Origin of the sequence: Pseudomonas sp. USTB-Z (assembly GCF_019691255.1) — a bacterium.
GTDB classification, from domain to species: Bacteria; Pseudomonadota; Gammaproteobacteria; order Pseudomonadales; family Pseudomonadaceae; genus Aquipseudomonas; species Aquipseudomonas alloputida.
In genome coordinates, this window is sequence record NZ_JAECZP010000014.1 from 65,630 (window position 1) to 91,971 (window position 26,342).

General features: G+C 58.6%; 17 protein-coding genes and 1 pseudogene. All 18 read left to right on the plus strand.

Features of this window, described 5'->3' with window-relative positions:
* Positions 1 to 99 precede the first annotated feature (99 nt).
* Positions 100 to 1,530: an MBL fold metallo-hydrolase RNA specificity domain-containing protein gene (locus I8746_RS17155; protein WP_221100862.1), complete on the plus strand. Its 1,431-nt coding sequence runs from the start codon at positions 100 to 102 to the stop codon at positions 1,528 to 1,530.
* A 221-nt stretch (positions 1,531 to 1,751) separates the two neighbouring features.
* Entirely contained in the window at positions 1,752 to 2,798 is a 1,047-nt protein-coding gene (locus I8746_RS17160) for a Wzz/FepE/Etk N-terminal domain-containing protein (protein WP_179052369.1), read from the plus strand.
* 272 nt (positions 2,799 to 3,070) lie between these two features.
* Positions 3,071 to 3,610 (plus strand): annotated as a pseudogene (rfbC, locus tag I8746_RS27230) (dTDP-4-dehydrorhamnose 3,5-epimerase); the annotation flags it as partial.
* 9 nt (positions 3,611 to 3,619) lie between these two features.
* Complete coding sequence (locus I8746_RS27235; protein WP_223817424.1) at positions 3,620 to 4,051, plus strand: FdtA/QdtA family cupin domain-containing protein; 432 nt, start codon at positions 3,620 to 3,622, stop codon at positions 4,049 to 4,051.
* Positions 4,044 to 4,514 carry an acyltransferase gene (locus I8746_RS17170; protein ID WP_143999739.1) on the plus strand — a complete coding sequence of 157 codons (471 nt, stop codon included), beginning with the start codon at positions 4,044 to 4,046 and terminating at the stop codon, positions 4,512 to 4,514. The genes I8746_RS27235 and I8746_RS17170 overlap by 8 nt, the downstream gene beginning before the upstream one ends.
* Positions 4,507 to 5,622, plus strand: a complete 1,116-nt coding sequence (locus I8746_RS17175; RefSeq protein ID WP_221100863.1) for a DegT/DnrJ/EryC1/StrS aminotransferase family protein — start codon at positions 4,507 to 4,509, stop codon at positions 5,620 to 5,622. The genes I8746_RS17170 and I8746_RS17175 overlap by 8 nt, the downstream gene beginning before the upstream one ends.
* Positions 5,622 to 6,902 (plus strand): O-antigen translocase, encoded by a 1,281-nt coding sequence (locus tag I8746_RS17180; RefSeq protein ID WP_143999741.1) that lies wholly within the window; start codon positions 5,622 to 5,624, stop codon positions 6,900 to 6,902. The genes I8746_RS17175 and I8746_RS17180 overlap by 1 nt, the downstream gene beginning before the upstream one ends.
* A gap of 15 nt (positions 6,903 to 6,917) precedes the next feature.
* Positions 6,918 to 7,976, plus strand: coding sequence for a glycosyltransferase family 4 protein (locus I8746_RS17185; RefSeq protein WP_179052368.1), 1,059 nt, complete (start codon positions 6,918 to 6,920; stop codon positions 7,974 to 7,976).
* Between the two features lies 1 nt (position 7,977).
* Positions 7,978 to 8,928 carry a glycosyltransferase family 2 protein gene (locus I8746_RS17190; RefSeq protein WP_179052367.1) on the plus strand — a complete coding sequence of 317 codons (951 nt, stop codon included), beginning with the start codon at positions 7,978 to 7,980 and terminating at the stop codon, positions 8,926 to 8,928.
* Complete coding sequence (locus tag I8746_RS17195; RefSeq protein ID WP_221100864.1) at positions 8,925 to 9,980, plus strand: EpsG family protein; 1,056 nt, start codon at positions 8,925 to 8,927, stop codon at positions 9,978 to 9,980. Before I8746_RS17190 ends, I8746_RS17195 begins: the two co-directional genes overlap by 4 nt.
* A gap of 59 nt (positions 9,981 to 10,039) precedes the next feature.
* On the plus strand, positions 10,040 to 10,948 hold the full coding sequence (locus I8746_RS17200; protein ID WP_143999745.1) for a glycosyltransferase: 909 nt from the start codon (positions 10,040 to 10,042) through the stop codon (positions 10,946 to 10,948).
* Positions 10,949 to 10,988: 40 nt separating this feature from the next.
* Positions 10,989 to 11,957: an NAD-dependent epimerase/dehydratase family protein gene (locus I8746_RS17205; protein ID WP_143999746.1), complete on the plus strand. Its 969-nt coding sequence runs from the start codon at positions 10,989 to 10,991 to the stop codon at positions 11,955 to 11,957.
* A gap of 27 nt (positions 11,958 to 11,984) precedes the next feature.
* A complete protein-coding gene (locus I8746_RS17210; protein WP_143999747.1) occupies positions 11,985 to 12,995 on the plus strand; it encodes a glycosyltransferase family 4 protein in 1,011 nt (336 codons plus the stop codon).
* A gap of 66 nt (positions 12,996 to 13,061) precedes the next feature.
* Positions 13,062 to 15,059 (plus strand): nucleoside-diphosphate sugar epimerase/dehydratase, encoded by a 1,998-nt coding sequence (locus I8746_RS17215; protein WP_143999748.1) that lies wholly within the window; start codon positions 13,062 to 13,064, stop codon positions 15,057 to 15,059.
* A 100-nt stretch (positions 15,060 to 15,159) separates the two neighbouring features.
* Complete coding sequence (gene rfbB / locus I8746_RS17220; RefSeq protein ID WP_047605269.1) at positions 15,160 to 16,230, plus strand: dTDP-glucose 4,6-dehydratase; 1,071 nt, start codon at positions 15,160 to 15,162, stop codon at positions 16,228 to 16,230.
* On the plus strand, positions 16,227 to 17,123 hold the full coding sequence (gene rfbD / locus I8746_RS17225) for a dTDP-4-dehydrorhamnose reductase (RefSeq protein ID WP_047605268.1): 897 nt from the start codon (positions 16,227 to 16,229) through the stop codon (positions 17,121 to 17,123). Before rfbB ends, rfbD begins: the two co-directional genes overlap by 4 nt.
* 5 nt (positions 17,124 to 17,128) lie before the next feature.
* Positions 17,129 to 18,010, plus strand: a complete 882-nt coding sequence (gene rfbA, locus I8746_RS17230; RefSeq protein ID WP_047605313.1) for a glucose-1-phosphate thymidylyltransferase RfbA — start codon at positions 17,129 to 17,131, stop codon at positions 18,008 to 18,010.
* Between the two features lie 831 nt (positions 18,011 to 18,841).
* On the plus strand, positions 18,842 to 26,341 hold the full coding sequence (locus tag I8746_RS17235) for a type I polyketide synthase (protein WP_221100865.1): 7,500 nt from the start codon (positions 18,842 to 18,844) through the stop codon (positions 26,339 to 26,341).
* The last annotated feature ends 1 nt before the right edge of the window (position 26,342 follow it).

The window sequence follows — 26,342 nt, forward strand, 5'->3', positions numbered from 1 at the left end:
AGTTTCCTACACCTACTAAAGAAAGGTTCACCTATGCATGCGTCGGCCGTCATGGAGTAATAGTCCACTTCATTTTCGGTCCAGGCGAGTGTGCGCAGCATGGAATATCCCAGCCTTTCCCATCACGGTGGTACCCGGGGTGTTACCGGGTCCTGTCACCAGCTGCACCTCGGCCCATCCACCAGTTTGCTGGTCGACTGCGGGCTGGAACAGGGAAGTGATGCGCCGCCCGGTGCAGCATCCGCCCCCCTCGGTTTTGATATCCAGGGTATTCAGGCCCTGGTCATCACCCATGTCCATCTCGACCATGTTGGGCGCATCCCTGCGCTGCTGGCAGCGGGTTACCGTGGCCCTATCCTGTGCAGCGAGCCCTCGGCCCGGTTGCTGCCGCTGGTACTGGAAGACGCCTACAAGCTGAGCATCAGCAGCGAGCCTGCGCAGGTGGCGCGCTATCTCGACTTCATCCGTGACCTTATCGTGCCGCTGCCCTTTGAGCAGTGGCACACGGTGGTTGAGTACGCTGGTCTTGCCTGCCGTATTCGCCTGCAGCGGGCAGGGCATTTGCTGGGTTCCGCTTATGTCGAGTGTGATATGCAGCATGAGCATACCAACACCCGGTATGTGTTTTCTGGTGACCTGGGCGCTTGTGGCAACCCGCTGCTGCGCCCGGTGCAACCTCCGGAGCGTGCCGATGTGCTGGTGCTGGAAAGCACCTACGGCGACCGCCTGCACCCACAGGCAGGCGACCGCCGTCAGCGGCTGGAAGACGCCATCGACCGAGCCCTCGCCGACAAGGGCACCCTCCTGATTCCCGCATTCAGTCTTGGTCGTACGCAGGAGCTGCTGTACGAGCTGGAAGACATTCTGCACCGCAAAGCCCTACTGAACACTTCCGGTCCGGCTCCGGACGGTGAGCCGATCGACTGGTCACAGTTGCCCATCATCCTCGATTCGCCCTTGGCTCAGCGCATCACCCGCGTGTACCGGGAGCTGCACGAATACTGGAATGCAGAAGCCAGGGCGCGTGTTGCAGCAGGGCGTGATCCACTCGGCTTCAGCCAACTGATCAGTGTGGACACCCATGCCCGCCACCAGCAGGTGGTGAACTACCTCAAGAGCACTGGGCGACCGGCGATCGTGATTGCCGGCAATGGCATGTGTTCGGGTGGGCGCATCGTCAATTACCTCAAGGCCATGCTGGGTGATCCGCGGCATGAGGTGATGTTTGTGGGGTATCAGGTTAAGGGGACGCCGGGGGCAGTGATACAGGCGAGTGAGGGGGCGGAGGGTTTTGTGCAGATTGATCTCGATGGGCATATGTACGAGGTGCGGGCGAAGGTCATGACATTGTCGGGCTATTCCGCCCATGCCGACCAACAGGGCCTGCTGCGCTTTGCGCTGGGTGAGTGTCATCAGGCTGGCAGGGTGGTGCTAGTGCACGGCGAACCGGCTGCCAAGCAAGCGCTTAAAGGAGCTCTGCGCCAGCGTGCTGAAAGGCTGGGGAGGGATCTGCAAATCTCTATTGCTTGAACCCTTGGTCTGACGGCGGCGGTTTCGGCGACGTAAGGTGGGAACTAATCGAGGTGCGGTTCATCTACTGCGGCTAACCCCAGGTTTTGGACAGGTTAAATGTTGGCATAATGCCGCTACAATGGGTGGGGCATGTGCCTAACCGGTCCAATGCAGTAGCTCGCGTAGTTTGGTATGCCAGAAACCGTGTACACGGTCAGACCCAAGGAAAAAGACAAGAAATGCGCAATGATTTTGGGCGCTCGAATCATGCTAGTGATGAAATTGACCTCATCGAGTTTATTGAAGGGGTGTGGCGACAGAAGCTCCTTGTTGCGGTGATTGTTCTTGTGGTCACTGGTTTGGCGGGTATCTATCTCTTTTTAACGAGACCAGTCTATGAAGCGCAGGTTGGAGTGATACCGCCGATGGAAAGTGACATAGCCGACTTGAATTACGGTCGGACGCGTGCGTCGGAGCTTGAGCCCTACTCAGCCAAACAAGTGTACGAGATTTTTTTGCGGGATTTGAGCGGCGAGGAGCTTCGGCGTTCATTTTTTGAGCATGTGGTACGGCCTACGCTGCCGTCCGAGGTCAGTTCCGCTCAGTTGCGGCAGATGTATCGGGATTTTGACGGCTCACTCAACATCCAGCAGAGCTCGGAGGGTGGGCAGCAGCGTGTGACTGTCGCGCTGAGGCACATCGACGTAACCGTTGCCGTAGACTGGGTTGGTCGATATGTCGCCATGGCTCGCGATGTTGCTCGCAAAGAAGTGGTGGAGAGTGCTTCCAAGGAGGCATTGGTCCGGGCAGATAACCTTCTAAGACAAATTCAGACGCTTCGAGACAATAGCGTTCAAATCCGCGAGGACAAACTTGTCCGGCTTCGCGAAGCGCTGCGCATTGCAGAAGCCGTGGGGCTTGAGAATCCGCCGCTTATAACCGGCGCTCTGTCGAGCGAGCTTGCTTCGCGCATGGATGGCGAGCTCACCTACATGCGGGGTACCAAAGCGCTGAGGGCTGAAATCGCTGGGCTGGAGGCAAGGACCACGGAGGATCCCTACATTGACAACCTGCGTAGCCTACAGGTCAGTCAGGCGTTCTATGCGGATGTGGGGGGGCGCAAGGCTGATATCATCGTTTGCAGAAATGATGGGGTGATAGATCAGTCTCTAGTCAAGCCTCGCAAGACTGTGGTGATGGCAACGGCGGTGGTTGGTGGGCTGGTTGTGGGCGTGATCGTTGCTATGTTCCGCTTTCTATTGGCGCGGAGCAGGCGAGGGGTTTGACGTCAGGCTTGCTGCAGGGATTGATTGCGGGCGCGATTTCCTGATTAATGTGGTGCGAGCGGCGAGTTGGTTCAGCTACTCCGAAATTTGCTTCAGGAGTGCGGTTATCCAGTCACATTTGCCGCGAGGGTGCGTGGTGCTTTGGGTAGCGCTCTAATGTCAAGTCGGACGGCGTGCCAGCATGCTTTCCACCCGATGAAGGCTGGCAAAGGTTTATCTTGTTCTGCGGTGTGAGTCGCCGCAGAAATTTCATTTGCATTTAAAGGATCCCCATGAAATTAACCAAAACGGCCATTCCGGAAGTGGTGATCGTAGAGCCTGCGGTGTTCAAGGACGATCGCGGGTGGTTCATGGAGAGTTTCAATGAACCTCGTTTTCATGCCGAGCTTGGTGCTTTGGGCTTGGAAGTGCCTCGGGCATTTGTGCAGGACAACCATTCTTGCTCCCGTAAGGGCGTGCTTCGCGGTTTGCACTTCCAGTCTGCGCCCTATGCGCAAGGTAAATTGGTCAGGGTGGTAAAAGGCGCTGCCTTTGACGTGGCCGTCGATATTCGCCCGGGCTCGCCGACGGTTGGCAAGTGGGTAGGGGTAGAGTTGACTGAGCAGAACAATCGAATGCTCTGGATCCCCGAGGGTTTTGCTCATGGTTTTGTGGCGTTAGAAGATGATACGCATTTCCTTTATAAAACCACGGATGTTTACAATAAAGCGTCAGAGGGCAGTATTCGCTGGGATGATCCGGATCTCGCAATTGAGTGGCCGCTGTCGGTTGGGCTGAACGTAAGTGAAAAAGATCAAGAGGCACAAACCTATGCCGCTTTGATGGCGCGTCATGTAACTCCGCTTTCCCGGCCTGTCGATGAACTTGTTCAGTTCGCGGTTAGGGGGGATGAGCGTGGGGCGCTAGTGGCATTGCAGGGTAACGATAATGTTCCGTTTCCAATCCAGCGCGTTTACTACTTAACCAATACCAGGCCTGGCGTTTCGCGGGGCTTTCACGCCCACAGAAAGCTCAATCAGATGGCGATCTGTGTTTCAGGGCGTTGTAAGATGGTAATGGATGACGGCCGCGCCCGAGTTGATTATTCGCTTGACTCTTTTAGTAAAGGTATTTTTATACCACCGATGGTATGGCATGAGATGCACGATTTCAGCGAAGATTGCGTATTGCTGGTCCTGGCTGATGCAAATTATGATGAAAGTGATTATGTGCGCGATTACACAGCGTTCAAAGAGATGACAGACCATGCCTAAAATACACCCGTTGGCGGATGTCTCGAGTGAGTTGATTGGTCAAGGAACCAAGGTCTGGCAGTTTGTGGTTGTCTTGCCGGGCGCTCAAATTGGGCGTGATTGTAATATCTGCGCCCATGCATTGATTGAGGGCGATGTCATTATCGGTGATCGAGTGACCGTCAAGTCCGGCGTTTACTTGTGGGACGGCACTCGCATTGCGGATGATGTGTTTATCGGCCCGAACGCGACCTTTACCAACGATCCGCTACCTAGATCTAAAGCTTATCCCAACGTGTTTCAGGGGATCACAATTTCAAAAGGCGCTAGTGTGGGTGCAAATGCCACCATTCTACCCGGCGTGCTCATAGGTGAGTATGCAATGGTGGGGGCTGGTGCGGTCGTTACGCGGGATGTTCCACCCTACGCTGTGGTTGTTGGAAATCCGGCTCGCGTTATCAGGATGATAGACAAACATGATTAAGTTTCTGGATCTAAAGGCTGTAAATGACCAGTACCGTGATGCCTTGGTTCAGGCATGTGCCGAGGTGGTGGATTCTGGTTGGTATATCATGGGTGAACAACTGCAAAAGTTCGAGCAGGCCTTTGCTGATTATTGCGGGGTTGCTCATTGTGTCGGTGTCGCCAATGGCCTCGATGCCCTCATCCTGACCTTACGGGCCTGGAAGTTGCTCGGACGTCTAACGGAGGGTGATGAGGTGCTGGTGCCGGCCAACACCTATATTGCAAGTATTCTGGCAATTACCGAAAACGGTTTGGTGCCTGTTCTCATCGAACCGCAGGCAGATAGTTATAATCTGGATGTGGCGAACCTTCGGGAGGCGGTAACGCAAAAAACCCGTGCAATTCTACCGGTGCATCTCTATGGCCGGATGGTGGATATGCGCTCGATCATGGCATTTGCCAAAGAGTTTAAACTGCTTGTCCTGGAGGATTCTGCGCAGTCTCATGGTGCCGTTCTTGAAGGGCGGCGCTCGGGTGCATGGGGTGATGCCTCGGGTTTTAGTTTCTATCCAGGCAAGAACCTGGGTGCGTTGGGCGATGCTGGGGCGATCACGACCAATGATGAAAAGTTGGCAGAAGTACTGCGGGCGTTAAGAAATTACGGATCTGAAGCAAAGTACAAGAATATGTTCCAGGGGGTAAATAGCCGTCTGGATGAAATGCAGGCGGCCCTGCTACGCGTGAAGCTGGCGTTCCTGGACCAGGAAACTGCTCGCCGGCAAATGGTCGCGCAACGTTATCTTCAGGGCATCACCAATCCGGATATCACTCTGCCGGATGCAGGGGCGCCCGGCCAGCATGTGTGGCATCTGTTCGTAGTGCGCACGGCTAATCGGCAAGCCTTTCAGGAGCACTTGACCGGGCTGGGTATCCAGACACTAATTCATTACCCGATTCCGCCACATCGCCAGAGGGCTTATCCCGAGCTCAACCACCTGTCATTGGAGTTTACCGAGCTTTTACATGAGCAGGTAATCAGCCTGCCCATGGGGCCGACGCTCACTGATGAAGAGGTCGAGGAAGTGATCAACGCTTGCAACCTTTACCGGGCCCCGGTGCCTCGCTGATGTCGCTCGTCAGGACCAGTGTACTCAATGGTATTGCCGTGTTGGTCAAGATGGTTACTTTGTTCGGTCTGAACAAGGTCTTGGCAGTGTATGTCGGCCCCGCTGGTTACGCAGCCATAGGCCAGCTTCAGAATGCGCTGACAATGATTACCACTTTGTCCAGTGGTGCTGTCAACACCGGCGTAACTAAGTATACGGCAGAGTACGCAGATGATATCGGTCGGCAACGCAAGGTCTGGCAATCTGCTAGCTCCTTAGCGTTGTTGGGATCTTTGATAGTGGCTGTCATGGTCGCGCTTTTTAGCGGCCAGTTGGCGGATTACTTCCTTCATGATCGTGACTTGCGCGGGGTTTTTTTGTGGGTGGCGGTTTCGCTCATTTTTTTTACATTTAATGCGCTATTTCTCGCGATTCTCAATGGGCGCAAGGAGATCGTCCGGTTTGTCGCGTCCAACATCGTAGGTAGCTTGGTTTCGTTGTTGATTACGGCTTCGCTCGCCTATCTATATGGCTTGTACGGCGCCTTGATTTCTATTGGCATCTGCCAGGCCGTAATCTTCTTCGCGACGTTGTTCGTGTGCCGCAAGGCGCAATGGCTGAGATGGGACTATCTGTTTGGTCGGTGGGATACCGTCGTGCTCCGTGACCTTGGCAAGTTCGCCGCCATGGCGGTGACCACCGCCGTTTGCCTGCCTGTTGCCCAGGTATTGATCAGGAATCATCTGATCTACGCATTCGGTATAGATGCAGCGGGTTATTGGGAGGCGATCTGGCGGCTCAGCAGCGCTTACCTGATGATGGCCACGATGACCTTGAGCGTCTATTACTTGCCGAGGTTGTCGGAGTTGAAAGGCGCGAAAGCAATTTTCAAGGAGATCAGGCATGGCTACCTGCTGATTTTGCCTTTGGCGATCATGTGCGCTGTGATGGTTTATGTATTGCGCGACTTCGTCATCCAGTTGCTGTTCACGCAGTCATTCTTGCCGATGCGGGATTTGTTTGCTTGGCAACTGGTCGGCGATGTTATCAAAATAGGTAGCTGGGTGTTGGCGTATGTCATGCTCGGGAAGGCGATGTATAAGCTCTATATTGTGAGTGAGATTTTCTTTGCGGCTTTATTCTATGCATTAACCCTTTGGTTTACAAAAGTTGCTGGTTTGGAAGGGGTTGTGAAGGCTTACGCCGTAAACTATCTAATTTACTGGGTCATCATGGCGGTGGGGATTTCGTTCGCGCTGATGCGGCCTTCGGAAAAGCGACAGATCGGGTCTGGTCATTGAAAAATGGAAGGTAAGGTGAAAATAGCGATTCCCATGCTGGCTTTTTCGTCAGCTGGTGGTATGAGGGTGCTTTCCCGGTTGGCAGACCAATTCATTGCTCAAGGCCACGAGGTTGTTTTTTTCTCTTCACACCTTATTAACGAACCTTACTACCCCACATGCGCAAAAATTGAAACATACCGCAATCCGTTTCCGTTCGTTCCGGGGCTGCGTGGTATCTTTAACGTGTTTGGCATGCTGTTGTTTGTACTGCGAAACCGCAAAAGATTCGATGTGTTTCTCGCTAACTTCTACCTGACCGCGTTCCCGGTCTGGTTTGGAGCGCTGGGTACGTCGAAGGCTTGGTATTACATTCAGGCCTATGAGCCGGAGTTTTATTCAGGCCGTTCCCCCGCCGCGCTGCTTTCACGTGGCCTAGCCGGGCTGTCTTACCTGTTACCCATCCGTAAAATTGTCAATGGGGACATTTATCGAAACTACAAATTGCTGAAGTGCGATGCAGTCGTAGAGCCGGGCATCGACCTGAACGTCTTTGTCCACCAGCCTGTGGCACAGGGTGAGCAGCAGATTGTAGTGGGTTGCATCGGTCGAACGCTGGCCTGGAAGGGGACGCGGGAAATTATTGAGGCCGTGGCGGAAGTAAGGGAGATGACCGGCCGAAATCTTGTACTCAATATTGCATTCCAGTTACCCGACGATACCGACCTTGCTCAGTATCCTTTCGCTAGGCTCTCACAGCCCCATGGTGACGAAGCGTTAGCGGCATTCTACAGGCAGGCCGAGGTATTCGTAGCAACAGGGCTGTTGCAGGACGGTGCTTTTCATTACCCCTGTCTGGAGGCCATGGCAAGTGGTTGCGTGGTGCTCTCCAACTATGGGCCTGCTACCGAAACGTCCGCACTTTGCCTCGAAAAGGTGAATAAGGATGTTATCGTCCAAGGGTTGCTACGCTATCTGCGCTTGAGCAGTTCCGAGCGACAGACGTTGGTTCGACATGCGTCGGTGGTCGTCGTTAATCATTCATGGCCAATTATCGCAGCGCGGATGCTGGCCTATTTCAAGGAGCGCGCCTGATATGTTCCAACCACAAGACATCGCCAACGTTGCAGCTGACTCGGCCGTATGCCGTGTAGGGGCGGTCGTCGTGCTCTATCAACCTGATCTGGGGCTGCTCAAGCGGCTGATTGCCTGTGTAGTGAATCAGGTAGAGAGGGTTTACGTGGTCGACAACACGCCTGGTGCATGTCAGGCCCAATATGGGCAACTGCTCGCGGGAGAATCCATTTTCTACCACTCCTTGTTGGATAACCTCGGCATAGCCACTGCACATAACTGTGGAATAAAACTCGCCAAGGCCCATGGGTTGACGCATGTCCTGCTGATGGACCAGGACAGCGAGCTTGAGCCTCGTACCGTCGAGAAGCTACTGGAAAACGAACGCATTCTTCTCGCAGAAGGTGTGAAGGTGGCCGCAATCGGACCGGTATTCGTGGATGAAAAAACCGGCGACGCTGCGCCTGCTATTGAGCGCTCGAACTTAGGCTCCAGAAGGGTGAAGATCGACCTCTCGGGCCGTTTGCCGGTCAGGTCCACCTACATCATCGCCTCGGGCTCGCTGGTTCGCATCACCGTACTGGACCACGTAGGAGGTATGCTTGACGACCTGTTCATCGATTGGGTGGATATAGAATGGGGCGAGCGTGCTTCACAGAGCGGTTATTACTGTTATTTGGTGCCTCAGGTCAAGATGAAGCACAGTATCGGCGATGAATTTGTCAGTATTTTCGGGCGACGCATTACTCTGCACTCAGATTTTCGAAATTACTTTATCGTGAGGAACGCTGCCTTCCTCGCAATGTGGAGTAATTTGTCGGCAGTTACGCGATTCCAGATGCTGAGAAAAATACCCTATTACATTGTCTGCTATTCGTGGTACTCCAAGCGGCGTGTCTATGCATTGCGGCTGCTGCTGACTGCCGTGAAAGATGGTTTTATTAAGAAGATGGGCAAAGGGTATTTCAAGTGATCATTTATGTCATTGCCTTTGCTGCAAGTGCCGTGATGGCAATGACGGACTTTTTTTCAAAGGGACGTTCGGTCAAGGCAATCCTGTTGCTGCTTTTGGCCGTGGTTTGCATTGCCTACGCATTATTGGCCGGTTTAAGGGGGGGTGGAGTTGACCCTGATTATGTCAATTATGTAAGTTGGCTGGCGCGGCTCGATCGACAACCGTCATTGGTATTTGGCGAGTTCAAGGATCCCGGCTTCCAGTTACTGTACTTGGCTGTCAGTGAATTGGGCTTAGGGCACGCTTTCTTTTTCGTGCTGGTTGCATTTATTTCACTGGCGTTCAAAGCCTATTACGCACGGCATGTCTTTGCCGGGCGTTTTGCCATGCTCGTCTTTTTCATGATTTTCGCACGTTTCTACATCGTTCACGATTTCATTCAGATTCGAGTGGGCCTGGCGATTGCAATAGCGTCGTGCGCGATGATCCTATGTTACGAGCAGCGACGTGTCGCCGCGATGATGTTGTATTTACTGGCGGCCAGCTTTCACGCAGCTGTACTTGCGATGTTTCCCTTGTTTCTTATATTTCTGATTAGGCAGTTTTCCATCCCTCGAATCCTTCAATTGGGTATTCTAGCGGGTGCGTTCCTGATGCTTTTGGTATTACCCCTCGCGGTCAGTCACTTAGCGGCATTCAGTCGAATTGCGCCGTATCTCTCAGGTGAGTATCACACCACAAAAATATCCTTGTTCTCCATCTATTTCATCGTGCGTTTTTGCTTCGCGATGTTCCTGATTGTGGTCGTGTACCCGTCACTTGAGGGGGGGCAACGCTTTCTATTGTTGATGTCGGTCATAGGGTTAGCCTACCAGATTGCGTTTTCCTGGAATGATGCGCTTGGACTGCGTTTTGCCGAAGTCTTCGGTTTTTTTGACATGGCAATGTTATGTTTGTTGATAAAGTACTTAGACTTCAATAGTCGGCTTTTATTCTTTCTGGGGTTAGTGATGCTCGGTGGTGTTTTCTATGCATCTTCGTTGAAATTGGTGAACCCTTATGTATTTTGAGGAAGGCTCAATGTCGCTGCGGTTGCCGCGTGTAGGTGTGGCCAAGGGGGCGGGTGGCGATGCCTAAGTGCTTGGTATTGCTAGCTGCTTATAATGGCGTGGCCTACCTCGGGGAGCAGATGCAGTCAATACTCGGGCAGACTGCTGTCGACGTAGACGTACTCGTTAGCGTTGACCGCTCGAATGATGGTACCGAGACTTGGGTTGAGGCGTTGACGCGTGCGGAACCGCGCGTGCGCATGCTCGATAGCGGAAGGCAATTTGGCGGTGCCGCGCGGAACTTCTTCAGGTTGCTGGATGAGGCCTGCTTTGACGGTTACGACTACGTTGCGTTCGCTGATCAAGACGATCTGTGGTACCCAGACAAGCTCCAACGAGCCTGTCAGGTACTCGAGACCCGCGGGGTGGACGGCTATTCATCCGACGTGTTGGCCTACTGGCCGGATGGCCGTGAGGCCTTGGTCAGGAAGTCACAACCGCAGGTAGCGCATGATCACCTGTTCGAAGCGGCCGGCCCCGGGTGTACCTATGTGATGACCCGGGCGTTGGCGGACGCGGTGAAAGATAGTGTCCAGGGGCACGGTGAGGCAATGTTGGATGTTGCTTTGCATGACTGGTATGTCTATGCCTTCGCGCGTGCTCAGGGCTTCAAATGGTTCATCGATGACCGGCCGTGCATGCGCTACCGCCAGCACGCCAATAACCAGGTTGGTGTAAACAGCGGTTTTGCTGCGTTCAAGGCCAGGGTCGCTAAGGTATTTAATGGGTGGTGGCTGGGGCAGTCCAAATTGATTGCGGGTCTGGTTGGGCTACAAAACGATCCTTTCTTCATTGCCTGGGCTGATTTGAGCCGGATTGGTCTGATACGCCTGGCGTTAGAGTGCCGCGCTTGCAGGCGACGACCACGCGACAAGTTCGTGTTTGCCGTGCTGTGTCTCGGTCTTGCGATTCGAGGTGGCAGACGATGACGCTGTGCGCTGCTCTACACCCGATGGGAGAGGAATAGTCATGCCGAGATCCTTGCGTGTTTTTGTTACCGGGGCATCGGGGTTCGTCGGTCGTCGACTGTGTCAGCAACTGGTGGTTGATGGGCATTCGGTCAAGGCCGCTATTCGCAAGCATCCTGCCGAGACTGTTGCGGGAGAGCTAATAGTGGTTGACCTGCTTGATAGCGAGTCGCTTGCCCGAGCCATGCAGGATGTCGATGCAGTCGTGCATCTCGCCGGTCGGGCTCATGTGCTCGACGACCGCGCTGCGGACCCCCTGACAGAATTTCGTCAGGCCAATGTTGACACTACGTTGGCCGTGGCGCGTGCGGCAATTACCGCCGGGGTCAAGCGCTTCGTGTTCATCAGTTCAATTGGTGTGAATGGCGCAGAAACCAGTGGTCAGCCGTTCAACGAGACAATGGTTCCGCGCCCCAATGCAGCTTATGCGCTCTCAAAGCTGGAAGCAGAACAAAAACTTGGCGAATTGTTTGCCTGTGTGACCTGTGAACTTGTGATAATTCGGCCACCGTTGGTCTACGATGCATGTGCGCCGGGGAACTTTGCACGCCTGTTGCGCTTGGTGGAGAAGGGTTTGCCGTTGCCTTTCGCTGGCGTTGGTAATCGACGCTGTATGGTCTCGTTATTTAATCTGGTAGATTTCATCACACTGGCGCTGATCCATGAGCGCGCCGCCGGCGAAGTGTTTGTTATTGCTGACGGCGAAAGCGTGTCCACTCAGCAGATTGTTGAGCTGCTTGCGTCTGGCATGGGCCACAGGGCACGGTTATTTTTTGTTCCATCGCCCCTCATGGGAGCGCTGCTACGACTACTTGGTCGTAGTTCTATGCATACGCAATTGTATGGCTCGCTTGAAGTTGATACGAGTAAGGCAAAGCGTTTGTTGGGTTGGGTGCCACGGCAGAGTGCTTCGCAGGGGCTGATCAATGCTGGTCAGCGCTTTAAAACGCGTTCGTCACAGAATGAATAATAAATGGTACACGGACTTCAAGAACAAATGAGTGAGATGTTTATAGCCCTGTTGACCCTGCTGGTTTCCTTCGCATTGACCGCAGTGGTGAGAAAACTGGCCATATCTAAAAGCGTCATGGATATCCCCAACGCTCGCAGTTCCCACAGTATTCCAACCCCTCGTGGGGGAGGCGTAGCTATAGTTGTGGCATTCCTGCTGGCAGCCATCGCTGCCTATGGATACGGGGTGGTGGAACCTTCAATTGCCTTGGGTATCGTTTTCGCAGGCTCAGTGATCGCGCTCATCGGCTTTTTTGATGACCTTGGCCACATTGCTGCGCGTTGGCGCTTGCTGGGGCACTTCTCTGCAGCAATCTGGCTTGTCTGGGCGATTGGGGGCTTGCCTCCGATAGCACTTTTCGGTCAAACCATATCGCTGGGGGTGGTTGGCAATGTGTTAGCTGTGGTTTACCTGGTTTGGATGCTCAACCTCTACAACTTCATGGATGGTATCGATGGACTTGCCAGTTTGGAGGCCATCACGGTGTGCTTGAGCGGCGCGCTTCTGGCATCTCTGGCGGGGGAGGGGCAAATCGTGTTGCTACCGCTGCTACTGGCAGCGGCCGCAGCAGGTTTCTTAGTCTGGAATTTCCCCCCCGCGCGGATATTCATGGGCGATGCTGGCAGTGGTTTTCTCGGCATCGTACTCGGCGGGTTGGCTTTGCAGGCAGCGCTGCATGAGCCCCAACTGTTCTGGTGCTGGCTCATTCTGCTTGGTGTGTTCATAGTCGATGCGACCTACACCCTCATGCGACGGCTGGTACGAGGCGACAAAGTGTATGAAGCCCATCGCAGCCATGGCTATCAGTTTGCTTCCCGCCACTACGGGCGGCATTTGCCAGTGACGCTTGGCGTAGTGGGCTTGAATCTGATCTGGCTGCTGCCAATTGCGCTGTGCGTTCTGTTGCTAGGCCTTGACGGCGTGCTGGGCCTGCTGATCGCTTATGCTCCTCTGTTGTGGCTGGCGGTACGATTCAGGGCCGGCTCACACGAATAGTAGCGCTGAAGTTGCAGATGTATGCTGCACTGAAAGGTGCCACGATTGACAGTCAACAGAGGTCTCATGGACAAGATTCGCGCAAGGTTGCTTGCACTGCCGCGTCGCCAAAAGCGTCTGATTCAAGTCATAGCTGATGTCTTCCTGGTTTGGATGGCGCTGTGGCTGGCGTTTCTGGTGCGCCTGGGTATCGACGACCTGGCAAACCCCATACTGGATCACACATGGCTCTTCATTTGTGCGCCAGTTGTGTCCATACCCATGTTCATCCGCTTCGGTCTCTATCGAGCCGTTATGCGTTATTTTGGAAACGATGCGCTCATCGCGATTGTCAAGGCGGTGACATTATCGGCGTTAATCACAGGTTTCATCATCTACTGGGCTGGCAATCACCAGAACGTGGTCCCAAGGTCGATCACCTTCAACTATTGGTGGCTGAGCCTGATACTCGTCGGAGGGCTGCGTCTTGCCATGCGCCAGTATTTCTTGGGCGACTGGTTTTCCACGGCGGCCCAACACGTACCTTTCGCCAATCGGGATGACGGGTTACCCAGGGTGGCCATTTATGGTGCAGGTGCTGCCGGCAACCAGTTGGTGACTGCGCTGCGGATGGGTAAGGTTATGCGGCCGGTCGCATTTATCGATGACGACGCCAGCATCACTGACCGGGTTATTGCCGGGTTGCAGGTATACAAGCCCGAGCAATTGCAGCAGATGGTTGATGCAACCGGCGCTCAAGAAATCCTCCTCGCGCTACCCTCGGTCAGCAGAAGTCGTCGACGCGAAATTCTCAGCGTGCTCGAAGGCTATCCGTTGCATGTCCGCAGCGTCCCAGGGTTCATGGACCTGGCCAGTGGCCGGGTCAAGGTGGATGACATACAGGAAGTGGACATTGCCGATTTGCTGGGGCGAGATACTGTACCTGCTCAGCACGACCTGTTGGAGCGGTGTATTGTCTCGCAGACTGTATTGGTAACCGGGGCCGGCGGTTCAATTGGCTCGGAACTGTGCCGACAGATTTTGGGGCAGGCGCCCAAGACGTTACTGTTATTCGACCACAGTGAGTTCAACCTATATTCCATTGCTGGTGAGCTTGAACAGCGAATCAACCGTGAGAGCTTGGGTGTACAGCTGATTCCCGTGCTGGGGTCTGTGCGCGATCAGGCCAAGCTGCTTGATATCATGAGTGCATGGCAGGTGGAGACCGTCTACCACGCCGCGGCCTATAAACATGTACCAATGGTTGAGCACAATATCGCCGAAGGCATTCTGAATAATGCTATCGGCACCTTGCACACCGCCCAGGCGGCACTGCAGGCAGGCGTTGCCAACTTTGTGCTTATTTCGACTGACAAGGCTGTACGCCCAACGAATGTCATGGGCAGCACCAAACGGCTGGCTGAGTTAGTACTGCAAGCTTTGAGCGCTGAGCTGGCGCCGGTGTTGATGGGGGACTCGGGGAATGTCTCGCGGGTTAACAAAACCCGTTTCACTATGGTGCGCTTTGGCAATGTGCTGGGTTCCTCAGGGTCGGTCATTCCGCTGTTCCACAAACAGATCAAGGCCGGTGGCCCGCTCACCGTAACCCATCCCAAGATCACCCGCTATTTCATGACCATTCCCGAAGCTGCGCAACTGGTGATACAGGCCGGTTCCATGGGGCAAGGCGGAGATGTTTTCGTGCTGGACATGGGGGAGCCTGTGAGGATCGTGGAGCTGGCTGAGAAAATGATCCACCTCTCGGGCTTCAGCATCCGCTCCGAGCATAATCCTCACGGGGATATTGCCATCGAGTTTACGGGCCTGCGCCCGGGAGAGAAACTCTACGAGGAGTTGCTGATTGGCGAAAACGTTCTGGCTACGCGCCACCCCATGATCATGAGTGCCAATGAGGATTATCTGACATGGGACATGCTTAAGCAGCGCCTCGAAGCACTGCTTGCCGCAATTGCGCGTGACGACTTCAAGACTGTCAGGCAACTGCTTAGGGACACTGTCAGCGGTTACACACCTAGCGGAGAAATTGTCGACTGGTTATATCAACGTCGGCGGCAAGAACCCTGACGGCTAGGGCAAGCATCTACGTGCTGCCCCTCAGGTGCGGTCATGAATGATTGAGTTCAACCTTTCAAGATTGAATGAATAATATGGGAAGAGCGAATTAATGACTATTTTAGTAACAGGCGGCGCAGGTTTCATCGGCGCCAACTTCGTCCTGGACTGGCTGGCCGGCTCTGACGAGCCCGTGGTCAACCTCGACAAACTCACCTACGCAGGCAACCTGCAAACCCTGAGCAGCCTGCAAGGCGACCAGCGCCACATCTTCGTGCACGGCGACATCGGCGACGCTGAGCTGGTCGCACGTCTGCTCAAGGAGCACCAACCACGCGCCATCGTCAACTTCGCCGCCGAGTCCCACGTCGATCGCTCGATCCACGGCCCGGAAGACTTCATCGAAACCAACATCGTCGGCACCTTCCGCCTGCTGGAAGCCGTACGCGCCTACTGGGGTGGCCTGGCTGAGCCGGCACGCCAGGCGTTCCGTTTCCTGCACGTATCCACCGACGAAGTGTACGGTTCGCTGGCCGCCGACGAGCCTGCGTTCACCGAAACCCACCAGTACCAGCCCAACAGCCCATACTCGGCCAGCAAGGCTGCCAGCGACCACCTGGTGCGCTCCTACCACCACACCTACGGGCTGCCGGTGCTGACCACCAACTGCTCGAACAACTACGGCCCTTACCACTTCCCGGAAAAGCTCATCCCGCTGATGATCGTCAACGCTCTGGCCGGCAAGCCGCTGCCGGTGTACGGCGATGGCCAGCAGATCCGCGACTGGCTGTATGTGAAAGATCACTGCAGCGCCATCCGGCGGGTGCTGGAAGCCGGCAAAACCGGTGAGGTTTACAACGTGGGCGGCTGGAACGAGAAGCCCAACCTGGAAATCGTCAACCGCGTGTGCGCGTTGCTGGACGAATTGCGTCCGCGTGACGATGGCAAACCCTACGCCGAGCAGATCACCTACGTCACTGACCGCCCCGGCCACGATCGCCGCTACGCGATTGACGCGCGTAAACTGGAGCGCGAGTTGGGCTGGAAGCCAGCCGAAACCTTTGAAACCGGCATTCGCAAGACCGTGGCCTGGTATCTCGACAACCAGGAATGGGTGCAGAACGTACAATCTGGCAGCTACCGCGATTGGGTAGAGAAGAACTACGCAGGGCGCTCGGCATGAGGGTTCTGCTACTGGGCAAAGATGGTCAGGTAGGCTGGGAGCTGCAGCGTAGCCTGGCGCCGCTTGGTCAGGTGCTGGCGCTGAGCTCGCGCAGCCAGGCCCATTGTGGTGACCTGACGAACCTTTCTGGTCTGGCCGAAACCGTGCGCAGCTTCGCCCCTGATGTAATCGTCAATGCTGCCGCCTACACCGCCGTGGACAAGGCTGAAAGCGAACGCGAACAAGCGTTCAAGGTGAACGCCGAAGCCGTTGGTGTGCTGGCTCGCGCTGCTGCCGAGTGCGGCGCGTTGCTGGTGCATTACTCCACCGACTACGTGTTCCCTGGTGGGGGTAACCGTCCGTGGCGGGAAGACGATGAGACCGGCCCGCTGAACACCTATGGCGAAAGCAAGCTGGCCGGTGAGCAAGCCATCCAGGCAGCCGGCTGCCAGTACCTGGTCTTCCGTACCTGCTGGGTCTATGCGGCACGTGGCAATAATTTCGCCAAGACCATGCTGCGGCTGGCTGCGGAGCGTGACAGCCTGGGGGTGATCGACGATCAGTACGGTGCGCCTACCGGTGCTGAGCTGATCGCCGACATCACCGCGCATGCTATTGCCGCCACCCGCGCCAACCCGGCCCTGGTTGGCTTGTACCACCTGGCGGCAGGCGGCGAAACCACTTGGTGCGGCTATGCACGTTATGTACTCGAGCAGGCCGCCGCCCAAGGTGTGCAGTTGAAAGCCCATGCCGAGCAGGTCAAGCCGTTGACCACCGATGCCTATCCGACCCCGGCCAAGCGGCCGGCCAACTCGCGTCTGGATACCCATAAACTGCAGGAAGCCTTTTCCCTTAACTTGCCAGACTGGCGTGTAGGGGTGGCTCGCATGCTCACGGAAATACACGAGAAATGACCATCATGAAGCGTAAAGGCATCATCCTGGCAGGCGGGTCGGGTACCCGACTGCACCCCGCGACACTGGCAATCTCCAAGCAGCTATTGCCGGTGTACGACAAACCGATGATCTACTACCCGCTGACCACGCTGATGCTGGCGGGCATCCAGGACATCCTGATCATTTCCACACCGCAAGACACCCCGCGCTTCGAGCAACTGCTGGGTGATGGTCATCAGTGGGGCATCAACCTCACCTACGCCGTGCAAGCCTCGCCAGACGGCCTGGCGCAGGCGTTTCTGATCGGTGAGAGCTTCATCGGCAATGATTTGTCCGCATTGGTGCTGGGCGACAATATCTATTACGGCCATGATTTCCAGGCGCTGCTGGGCAATGCCATGGAGCGTAGCGAAGGGGCGAGTGTATTCGCCTATCATGTTCAAGACCCCGAGCGTTATGGCGTTGTGGAGTTCGATGTACAGGGCAAAGCGATTAGCCTGGAAGAGAAACCGGCCAAGCCCAAGTCCAATTACGCGGTCACCGGGTTGTATTTCTACGACAAGGACGTGGTTGAGATTGCCAAGGGCATCAAGCCGTCGCCACGTGGTGAACTGGAAATTACCGACCTGAACCGCTTCTATCTGGAGCAGGGGCGTTTGTCGGTGGAGATCATGGGGCGTGGTTACGCCTGGCTGGACACCGGCACCCATGATTCGCTGCTGGAGGCCAGTGGCTATATCGCGACCATTGAACGCCGTCAGGGTTTGAAAGTAGCGTGCCCTGAGGAAGTGGCGTACCGCCAGGGCTGGGTTGACGCCCAGCAATTGGAAAAGCTGGCTGCACCGTTGGCCAAGAATGGTTATGGCCAGTATTTGCTGCGCTTGATTCAAGACAAGGTTTATTGAGGGAGCGACCTCGGGGGCGGAACCGCCCTGCTCGGGCGGTTCAACTCGCGAAAGGGGCGGGCCTGTTGGCCAATCTCCCTGGTCATTCGCGGTCGCGGCCACCACCGTATTCGCGGGTAAACCCGCTCCTACACAGATTGGTGGTGGGCACACGTTGGTGATTGGGCGCAGGCCGTCGTGTAGGAGCGGGTTCACCCGCGAAAGGGCCGGGCCTGCTGGCCAATTCCCCCCCGTCGTTCACCGTCGCCGCCGCTACCGTATTCGCGGGTAAACCCGCTCCTACACAGATTGGGGGTGGACACACATTGATGATTGGGCGCAGGCCGTCGTGTAGGAGCGGGTTCACCCGCGAAAGGGCCGGGCCTGCTGGCCAATCTCCACCCGCCATTCACCGTCGCCGCCGCCATCGTATTCGCGGGTAAACCCGCTCCTACACAGATTGGGGGTGAACACACATTGATGATTGGGCGCAGGCCGTCGTGTAGGAGCGGGTTTACCCGCGAAAGGGCCCCCTGCTGGCCAATTCCCATCAGCCGTTCACCGTCGCAGCCGCCACCGTATTCGCGGGTAAACCCGTTCCCACGCCGTGAACCATCCCTCACCCCAGGGTTTTCCCACCCCGGCAACCCGCGTATCATCCGCATACACAAATCTGAACATTCCCACGCGAGTCCCAGACCATGAGTCTTGCGCCCCGTGCGTGCATGGCAGTTTCAGGTACCCAGACAATCATCAGTGACATATAACGACTGGCCAGTTTCGTGGCCGGGCCAGGCATGCCGGCTGTCCGACGGATGGGACGGTGCCCGATGAGATTTGAAGGAATAGGTTTTGATCAAGCGTAGAAAGGTTGCAATCGTCGGTTGTGCGTACCGTTTTCCTGGCTCTTCCAATGCGGGCTTCTGGCAAAACCTGATGGAGGGCCGCGACCTGGTGACCCAGGTTGACCCGTCGCGTTGGAACAAACGCGAGTTCCTGCACCCGGACAAGGCCAGCCCTGCAACCAGCTACACCTTCGCCTCAGGCACCCTGGGTGATATCAGCGCTTTCGACGCTGGCTTCTTCAGCATCTCGCCGCGTGAAGCCGCGATGATGGACCCGCAGCAGCGCATGCTGCTGGAAATGTGCTGGGAAACCTTCGAGAACGCCGGGGTCAAGCCGTCCAGCCTGCGTGGCAGCAACTGTGGCGTGTACCTGGGCATCGCCGGTGTCGAGCAGTCCTACCGCCTGCTCGAGGACCTGTCGGCCATCGATGGCGCCACGGCGACCGGCAACACCATGAGTATCGCGGCCAACCGCCTGTCGTTCTTCTACGACCTGCGTGGCCCGAGCATGGCCATCGACACCGCCTGCTCGTCGTCGCTGGTGGCCTTCCACCAGGCGTGCCAGGCCATCCTCAGCGGTGATGTCGACCAAGCCGTGACGGGCGGTATCAGCCTGCACATGCACCCGTTCGGTTTCATGATCTTCGCCAAGGCGACCATGCTGTCGCGCACCGGGCGCTGCCAGTCGTTCGACGAAAACGGCGACGGTTACGCCCGCTCCGAAGGCGGCGGGTTGTTCCTGCTCAAGGACTATGACCAGGCAGTGGCCGACGGAAACACCATTTTGGCGGTGGTGGCGGCCAGTGCGGTGAACACCGACGGGCGCAAGTCCAGCCTGACCCTGCCCAATGCCGAGGCCCAGGCGGCGTTGCTCAAGCGCGCCTACACCCAGGCCGGCATCGCCCCCGAGCAGTTGGACTACCTGGAGGCCCACGGCACCGGTACCGCTGTGGGGGACCCAATCGAAACCCGCGCCATCGGCGAGGCGCTGGGCCAGGCGCGCGGCGCCGGTAACCCGCTGCCAATCGGCTCGGTGAAAAGCAACCTCGGGCACCTTGAAGCCGCCTCTGGCGTGGCTGGCCTGATGAAGGCACTGAACTGCCTGGCTGAGCGTACCGTGCCCGCTACCATTGGCGTGCAGGCGCTCAACCCGAACATCGCGTTCGCCGACCTCAACCTGCAGGTGGTCACCGAGCCCCTGCCGCTGAAAGCCGATGGCCAGTTGACCGTGGGGGTGAACTCGTTCGGCTTTGGCGGCGCCAACGCCCATGTCATCCTGCAAAGCCCCGAGCTACAGGCGCAGGTAACGCAAGCGGCCAGCGCCCGGCGCGTGCCGTTACTGCTCAGTGCCAAGAGCGAAGAAGGCCTGCGCGCAACCGCAGAGCGCTTTGCCGCCTACCTGGCCGGGCAGCCGCAGGCCGACTATTACGATGTGGCCTACCAGGCGATGTTCCGCCGGGATGCGCACAGCCATCGCCTGCTGCTGGTTTGCGACACTGCAGCCGAAGCTGCCCAGGCGCTGGACGACTATGCCCAGGACCCGACCCTCAGCGAACTGAGCGCAGTGCTGGAGGCCGGCCAGGCCCTGGACGGCGCCTCGGCACCGGTATTTGTCTATTCCGGCAACGGCTCGCAATGGCAGGGCATGGGCCGGGCGATGCTCGACCAGCCGCTGTTCGCCGCCGCCGTGGATGAAGTGGACGCGTTGTTCCAGCCCTTGGCGGGCTACTCGCTGCGCGCCGAGCTGCTGGGTGATAACGGCGAAGGCCGCTATGCACGTACCGAAATCGCCCAGCCTGCGCTGTTTGCCCTGCAAGTGGCGGTTACCAAAGTGCTGGCTGCCGAAGGCATCCACCCGGTGGCGGTGATTGGCCACAGTGTGGGTGAAGTGGCCGCGGCCTGGGCCAGCGGCGCGTTGAGCCTGGAGGACGCCACCCAGGTCATCTACCACCGCAGCCGCCTGCAGGGCCTGACCCGTGGTACCGGTAAGATGACGGCGGTCGGCCTCTCGGGTGAAGCCACGGCGCAGCTGATTGCCGAGCTGAAACTGGACGGCCGCCTGGTGGTGGCGGGCGAGAACAGCGCCCGCGGCGCCACTGTGGCCGGTGAGGTCGACGCCCTGGCACTGCTGGAGGCGGCCCTGGAAGAGCGCCAGGTATTCGCCCGTCGCCTGGACCTGGACTACGCCTTCCACTCGCCGGCCATGGACCCGATCAAGCAAGCGGTTATCGACGACCTCGCGCATATCCGCCCGCAGGCTACGAAGATTCCGTTCTACTCCACTGTTGTTGGTGGCCAGTTGAACGGCGAACGCCTGGACAGCCAGTACTGGTGGCAGAACATTCGCTTCCCGGTGCTGTTCCAGGGCGCGCTGGCTGCCTTGGTGCGCAATGGCCTTAACCTGTTCGTCGAAGTGGGCCCGCATGCGATTCTGCGCAGCTACGTCAGCGATGTGCTGGTCGAGTGCGAACAACCGGGGCAGGTGATTGGCACCCTCAAGCGCAACGACCACAGTCCGCTGCTGCTGGAACGTACCGTAGCTCGCCTGCAGATTGCCGCCGTGGAGCCAAAGTGGCAGGCACGCTTCCCGGTGACGGGGCGCCCGCTGCGCCTGCCTAACTACGCCTGGCAGCGCGATCACTTCAGCTTGCCGGTCACTGCCGAGGCCTATGGCCCGCTGCGCCACGAGCGCGTGCACCCGTTGCTGGGTTACCCGGTAACAGACCAGGCGCTGACCTGGGAAAACCGCCTGGATACCCAGCAGTACCCGACCCTGGCCGACCACAAGGTGGGTGAGTCGGTACTGTTCCCGGGTGCAGGCTTTACCGAGCTGGCCCTGGCGGTGGCGCAACTGCACCAGCCGGGCGAGTTCGTCGATATCGAAGAGCTGGAAATCCACAACCCTCTGCTGCTGAGCAGCGAGGTCAGCAAGAAAGTGCGCGTGCAGGTGGAAGAGGCCGATGGCACATTGCGCATCAGCTCGCGCACGTTGATGCAACGCGAAGACTGGGTACAGCACGTGGTCGCACGCTTGCCGGGCGAAGCGCGCGGTGTGCTGCTGGACACCCGGGCACCGGCGTTGCCAGCCCGCCCGGCAGACTTCACCGGCGAGCAGCACCTGGCAATGACCAGCGCGGTTGGCCTGAACTACGGCCCCGCTTACCAGACCGTGGCCGCAGCCTGGGTGGAAGGGGAGCGCGTGCTGGCTCAGTTGGTCGTGCCTGCTGCCATCGAACACGAACTGGCAAGCCTGCACCTGCACCCGGCGCTGCTGGATGGTGCCTTCCAGCTGATTACCGAGCTGCTGGCCAGCCGCCAGGGGCATGACGATGGCCTGGCGTTCATCCCCGTCAAGCTTGGGCGCATTGCCTTTACCAATGCTGGTGGTGTGCCGGTGCTGGCCGAGGTGCGCCAGCGCAAGCGCACCGCGCATTCGCTGCTGGTCGACTTCACCCTGTTCGATGCCAGCGGCGCTGCCGTGCTGGCAATCAAGGATGCGCGCATGCGTGCCGTGCGCCTGCAGTACGACCGCAGTGGCGACATCAAGCGTATGGGCCATGTGGGGCAGGCCGCGCCAGGCGCGGTTGTGCCTGTGCAGCGTAACGCCGTGGCCTGCTCGCCGCTGGCTGAGGCCTTGCAGTGCCTGGCCGACGAGCCGGCACAGGTGCGTTACCTGAATGAAGTGGAGCCACTGCTGGATGTGCTGTGCAGCAGCTTTGTCCTCGATGCGGTGGAACAGGCCGGCGGCCGCATCAGTGCCGAGCAGGTCGCGCAGTGGTCGCAGGGCCAGGGCGACTTCCTGGCGATGCTGTTGCGCCATGCCGAGCACGACGGCAGCCTGCAGCGTAGCGCGGACGGCAGCTGGCAATTGGTCGACCAGGGCGAGCGCCCGACCTCGCAGGCTATCTGGCAAGAGCTGTTCAGTAGCTACCCCGAGTACTTCCAGATTATCCATTCCGTGGGCCGTATCGGCCGTCATCTGTCGGCGTTGCTGGATGGCAGCCAGGCCTTCGACACCCTGCAACCGCGCGAAACCAGCGGTGCCAGCCTGGCGCGCCTGGTGCTGGGTGCGGCAGGGCAGCAGCACCTGCTCAGCGGCATTGGCCAGACCTTGGCCGCGCGCCTGGCGCAACTGCCGCCCGGCCAGCGCCTGCGGGTGCTGGAATTCGGCTTCGGTGGCGCTTCGTTTGCCGAGCTGTTGTACGCCGGTCTGGATTTCGATCGCCTCGATTATGCCTACTGCGTCGCCGAGCCCGAGCTTGAGCAGCGCCTGCGTGACGATTGCCCGGCGTTGGAGGTACTTGGCCTGGAGCAACTGGCCGAAGCCGGTACGTTCGACTGGGTGCTGGTGCCTACCGACTTCGGCCCCCTTGGTACGGTGGGTGACGCCCTGCGCCTGGCCAGTGGCCGGCTCAACCCGCACGGCCAGTTGGCGCTGCTTGGGCAGTACCCGGCGCGCTGGGCCGATTTCGTCTTCGGTGCCCAGCCAGATTGGTGGCTGGCCGGCCCGCAGCAGGCGTTGTCGCGCCAGCAAGGCCCGGCGTTCTGGAGCCATGAGCTGCAGCGACATGGCCTGACCGCGCTGCGCACGCTGGAGGCGTTGCCGGGTAACGCCTGTGGTAGCTACCTGTTGCTGGCGGACAAGCCCGCCGGTGCTGACACTGCTGCACCCGTGGCCGTGCAGCGCTGGGCCGTACTCGCCGAAGCCGGGCAGGGCGCAGCCCTGCGCCTGGCACAGCAACTGCGCGCCCAGGGCCAGCAGGTTGACCTGTTGCAGCCGGGTGACGCCCAGGCGCTGGCGGCCCAGCTTGGCGCCTTTGCCCAGCCCCCTGAGCATGTGCTGCACCTGGCTGGTTTCGACAGCGGCACAGGCCTCGATGGCCAGGCCGAGCGCTGCATGCAAGCGGCCGCGCTGGTGCAGGCCTGTGAGTCGCTGACGATCGCCCCGCAGTGCTGGCTGTTCAGCCGTGGCGCTGCCGAGCACCTGTACAGCGTCGACACCGCCGCTGAGGTTGCGGCCATCGGCGACGCCGCCTTGTGGGGCTTTGGCCGTACCCTGGCCAACGAATCCCCGCACTGTCGTATTCGCCTGCTCGATCTGGCCCACGCGGCAGCGGTCGAGCTGGCGGTACCTGCGTTGCTGCACGCCGACAGCGAAACCGAGCTGGCCCTGGACGCCGAAGGCCGTCGCTACGTGCCGCGCCTGCGCGTGCTGGCCGACCAGCCGCGCCGCGCAGTGGGCGATGCACAGTGGGTGTGCCTGGGCTTCGACCTGCCGGGCCAGCTGCGCAACCTGCGCTGGGAAGTGCGTGAGCCGCGTCAACCGGCGGCGGATGAGCTGGACATTCAGGTGCGTGCGACGGGCCTTAACTTCCGTGACGTGATGTTCGCCCTCGGCCTGCTGTCGGATGAAGCCATCGAAAACGGCTTCTCCGGCCCTACCCTGGGCTTCGAATTTGCCGGTGTGGTGCAGGGCAAAGGCGCCGAGGCAGTGGGCGACTTCGCCCCGGGTGACCGTGTGGTGGGCTTTGGCCCCTGCAGCTTCGCCAACCGCCTGGTCACCAACGCCAACGCCGTTGCACGCATCCCCGAAGGGATGTCGTTCGAAGCAGCGGCGACCATTCCGAGTACCTTCTTCACCGTGTACTACGCGCTGCATCACCTGGCGCGCCTGGAGCCGGGCGAGAAGGTGCTGATCCACGGCGCTGCCGGTGGCGTGGGCATCGCGGCCATCCAGATCGCCAAATGGCTGGGTGCAGAAATTCACGCCACCGCAGGCAGCGACGAGAAGCGCGACTTCCTGCGCCTGCTGGGCGTCAGCCACATCTACGACTCCCGTTCGCTGGCGTATGCCGACCAGGTGCTGGCAGCCACCGGTGGGCGTGGCGTGGACGTGGTGCTCAATTCGCTGGCCGGTGAGGCCATCAACCGCAACCTGCAGGTGCTGAAGCCGTTTGGTCGCTTCCTGGAGTTGGGCAAGCGCGACTTCTACCAGAACACCCGTATTGGCTTGCGCCCGTTCCGCAACAACATCAGCTATTTCGGTATCGACGCTGACCAACTGATGAGCGAGCGCCCCGCGCTCACCCGCCGCCTGTTCGCCGAAATGATGGAGCTGTTCGAGCAGGGCATCCTGCATCCGTTGCCGTTCCGCGAGTTCGACGCCAACCAGGTGGTCGAAGCCTACCGTTACATGCAGCAGGCGCGGCAGATTGGCAAGGTCGTGGTGACGTACGCCAACCCGATCCAGCAAACCGTCGACACCCGCGTGCAGCCGGTACGGGCACTGCAGCTTGCCGCCGATGCCAGCTACCTGGTCACCGGCGGCCTGGGTGGCTTTGGCTTGCGTACTGCGCAGTGGCTGATCGACAAAGGTGCCCGTCACCTGGTGTTGCTGGGCCGTCGTGGCCCGGCCAGTGAAGAGGCCCAGCCGCAGCTGGCGTTGTGGCACGCCCAAGGTATCGATGTGCAGGCCGTGGCGTGCGATATCACCGACCGTGAGCAACTGCGCGGGGTGTTTGATCGCATTGCCGCCAGCCCATGGCCACTGCGTGGCCTGGTGCACGCCGCGACGGTGATTGACGACAGCCTGATCCGCAACCTTGACGGCGACCAGTTGCGTCGCGTGCTGGAGCCCAAGGCCAAGGGCGCGCAGTACCTGCATGAGCTGGCCCAAGGCCTGGCGCTGGACTTCTTCGTGATGTTCTCCTCGGCCACCACCTTGTTCGGCAACCCCGGCCAGGCCAACTACGTGGCGGCCAACCACTGGCTCGAAGCCCTTGCGCGGCACCGTCGTGCTCAGGGCCAGGCAGCCACCGCCGTGCTGTGGGGCGCCATCGACGATGTCGGTTTCCTGGCGCGCAACAGCCAGATCAAGGACGCCCTGCAGAGCCGCATGGGGGGCTCGGCGCTGCGGGCTGAGGCAGCCTTGGCACAGCTCGAGGCCATGCTGTTGCAGGGTGATAACGGCCATGGCGTGCTGGAGCTGGACTTCAAGGCCCTGGCGCGCTTCCTGCCGAGCGCCACTACACCGCGCTTCAGCGAACTGGCCCGTGCCTATGGCGGCGACCATGAGGATGAAGGGGGCGGTGAGGACATCCAGCGCATGCTGGAGGAGCTTGACGATGGCGAACTGCTCGAACGCTTCGTAGACATGCTCAAGCACGAGGTGTGCGAGATTTTGCGCCTGCCGCCAGCACGTCTGGATGCCCAGCGCCCGCTGCAGGAAATGGGGCTCGATTCGTTGATGAGCGTTGAGTTGGTGGTGGCGCTGGAGGAGCGTTTCGGTATTCGCCTGCCGGTGATGGAACTGAGCGACAGTTCCAGCATCGACAAGCTTGCCGCACGCTTGCTGGAGCTGCTGCGCGGTGAAGCGAGCAGCGGGGAAGAGCAACTGGCGCAGAATGTGCTTGCCCGCCATGGCAGCGAGCACAGTGCCGAAGAGTTGGCGCAGTTGAACGCAGCCTTGGCCGACAGCAACGCGGCACCCAACCGATTGATTGATTAAG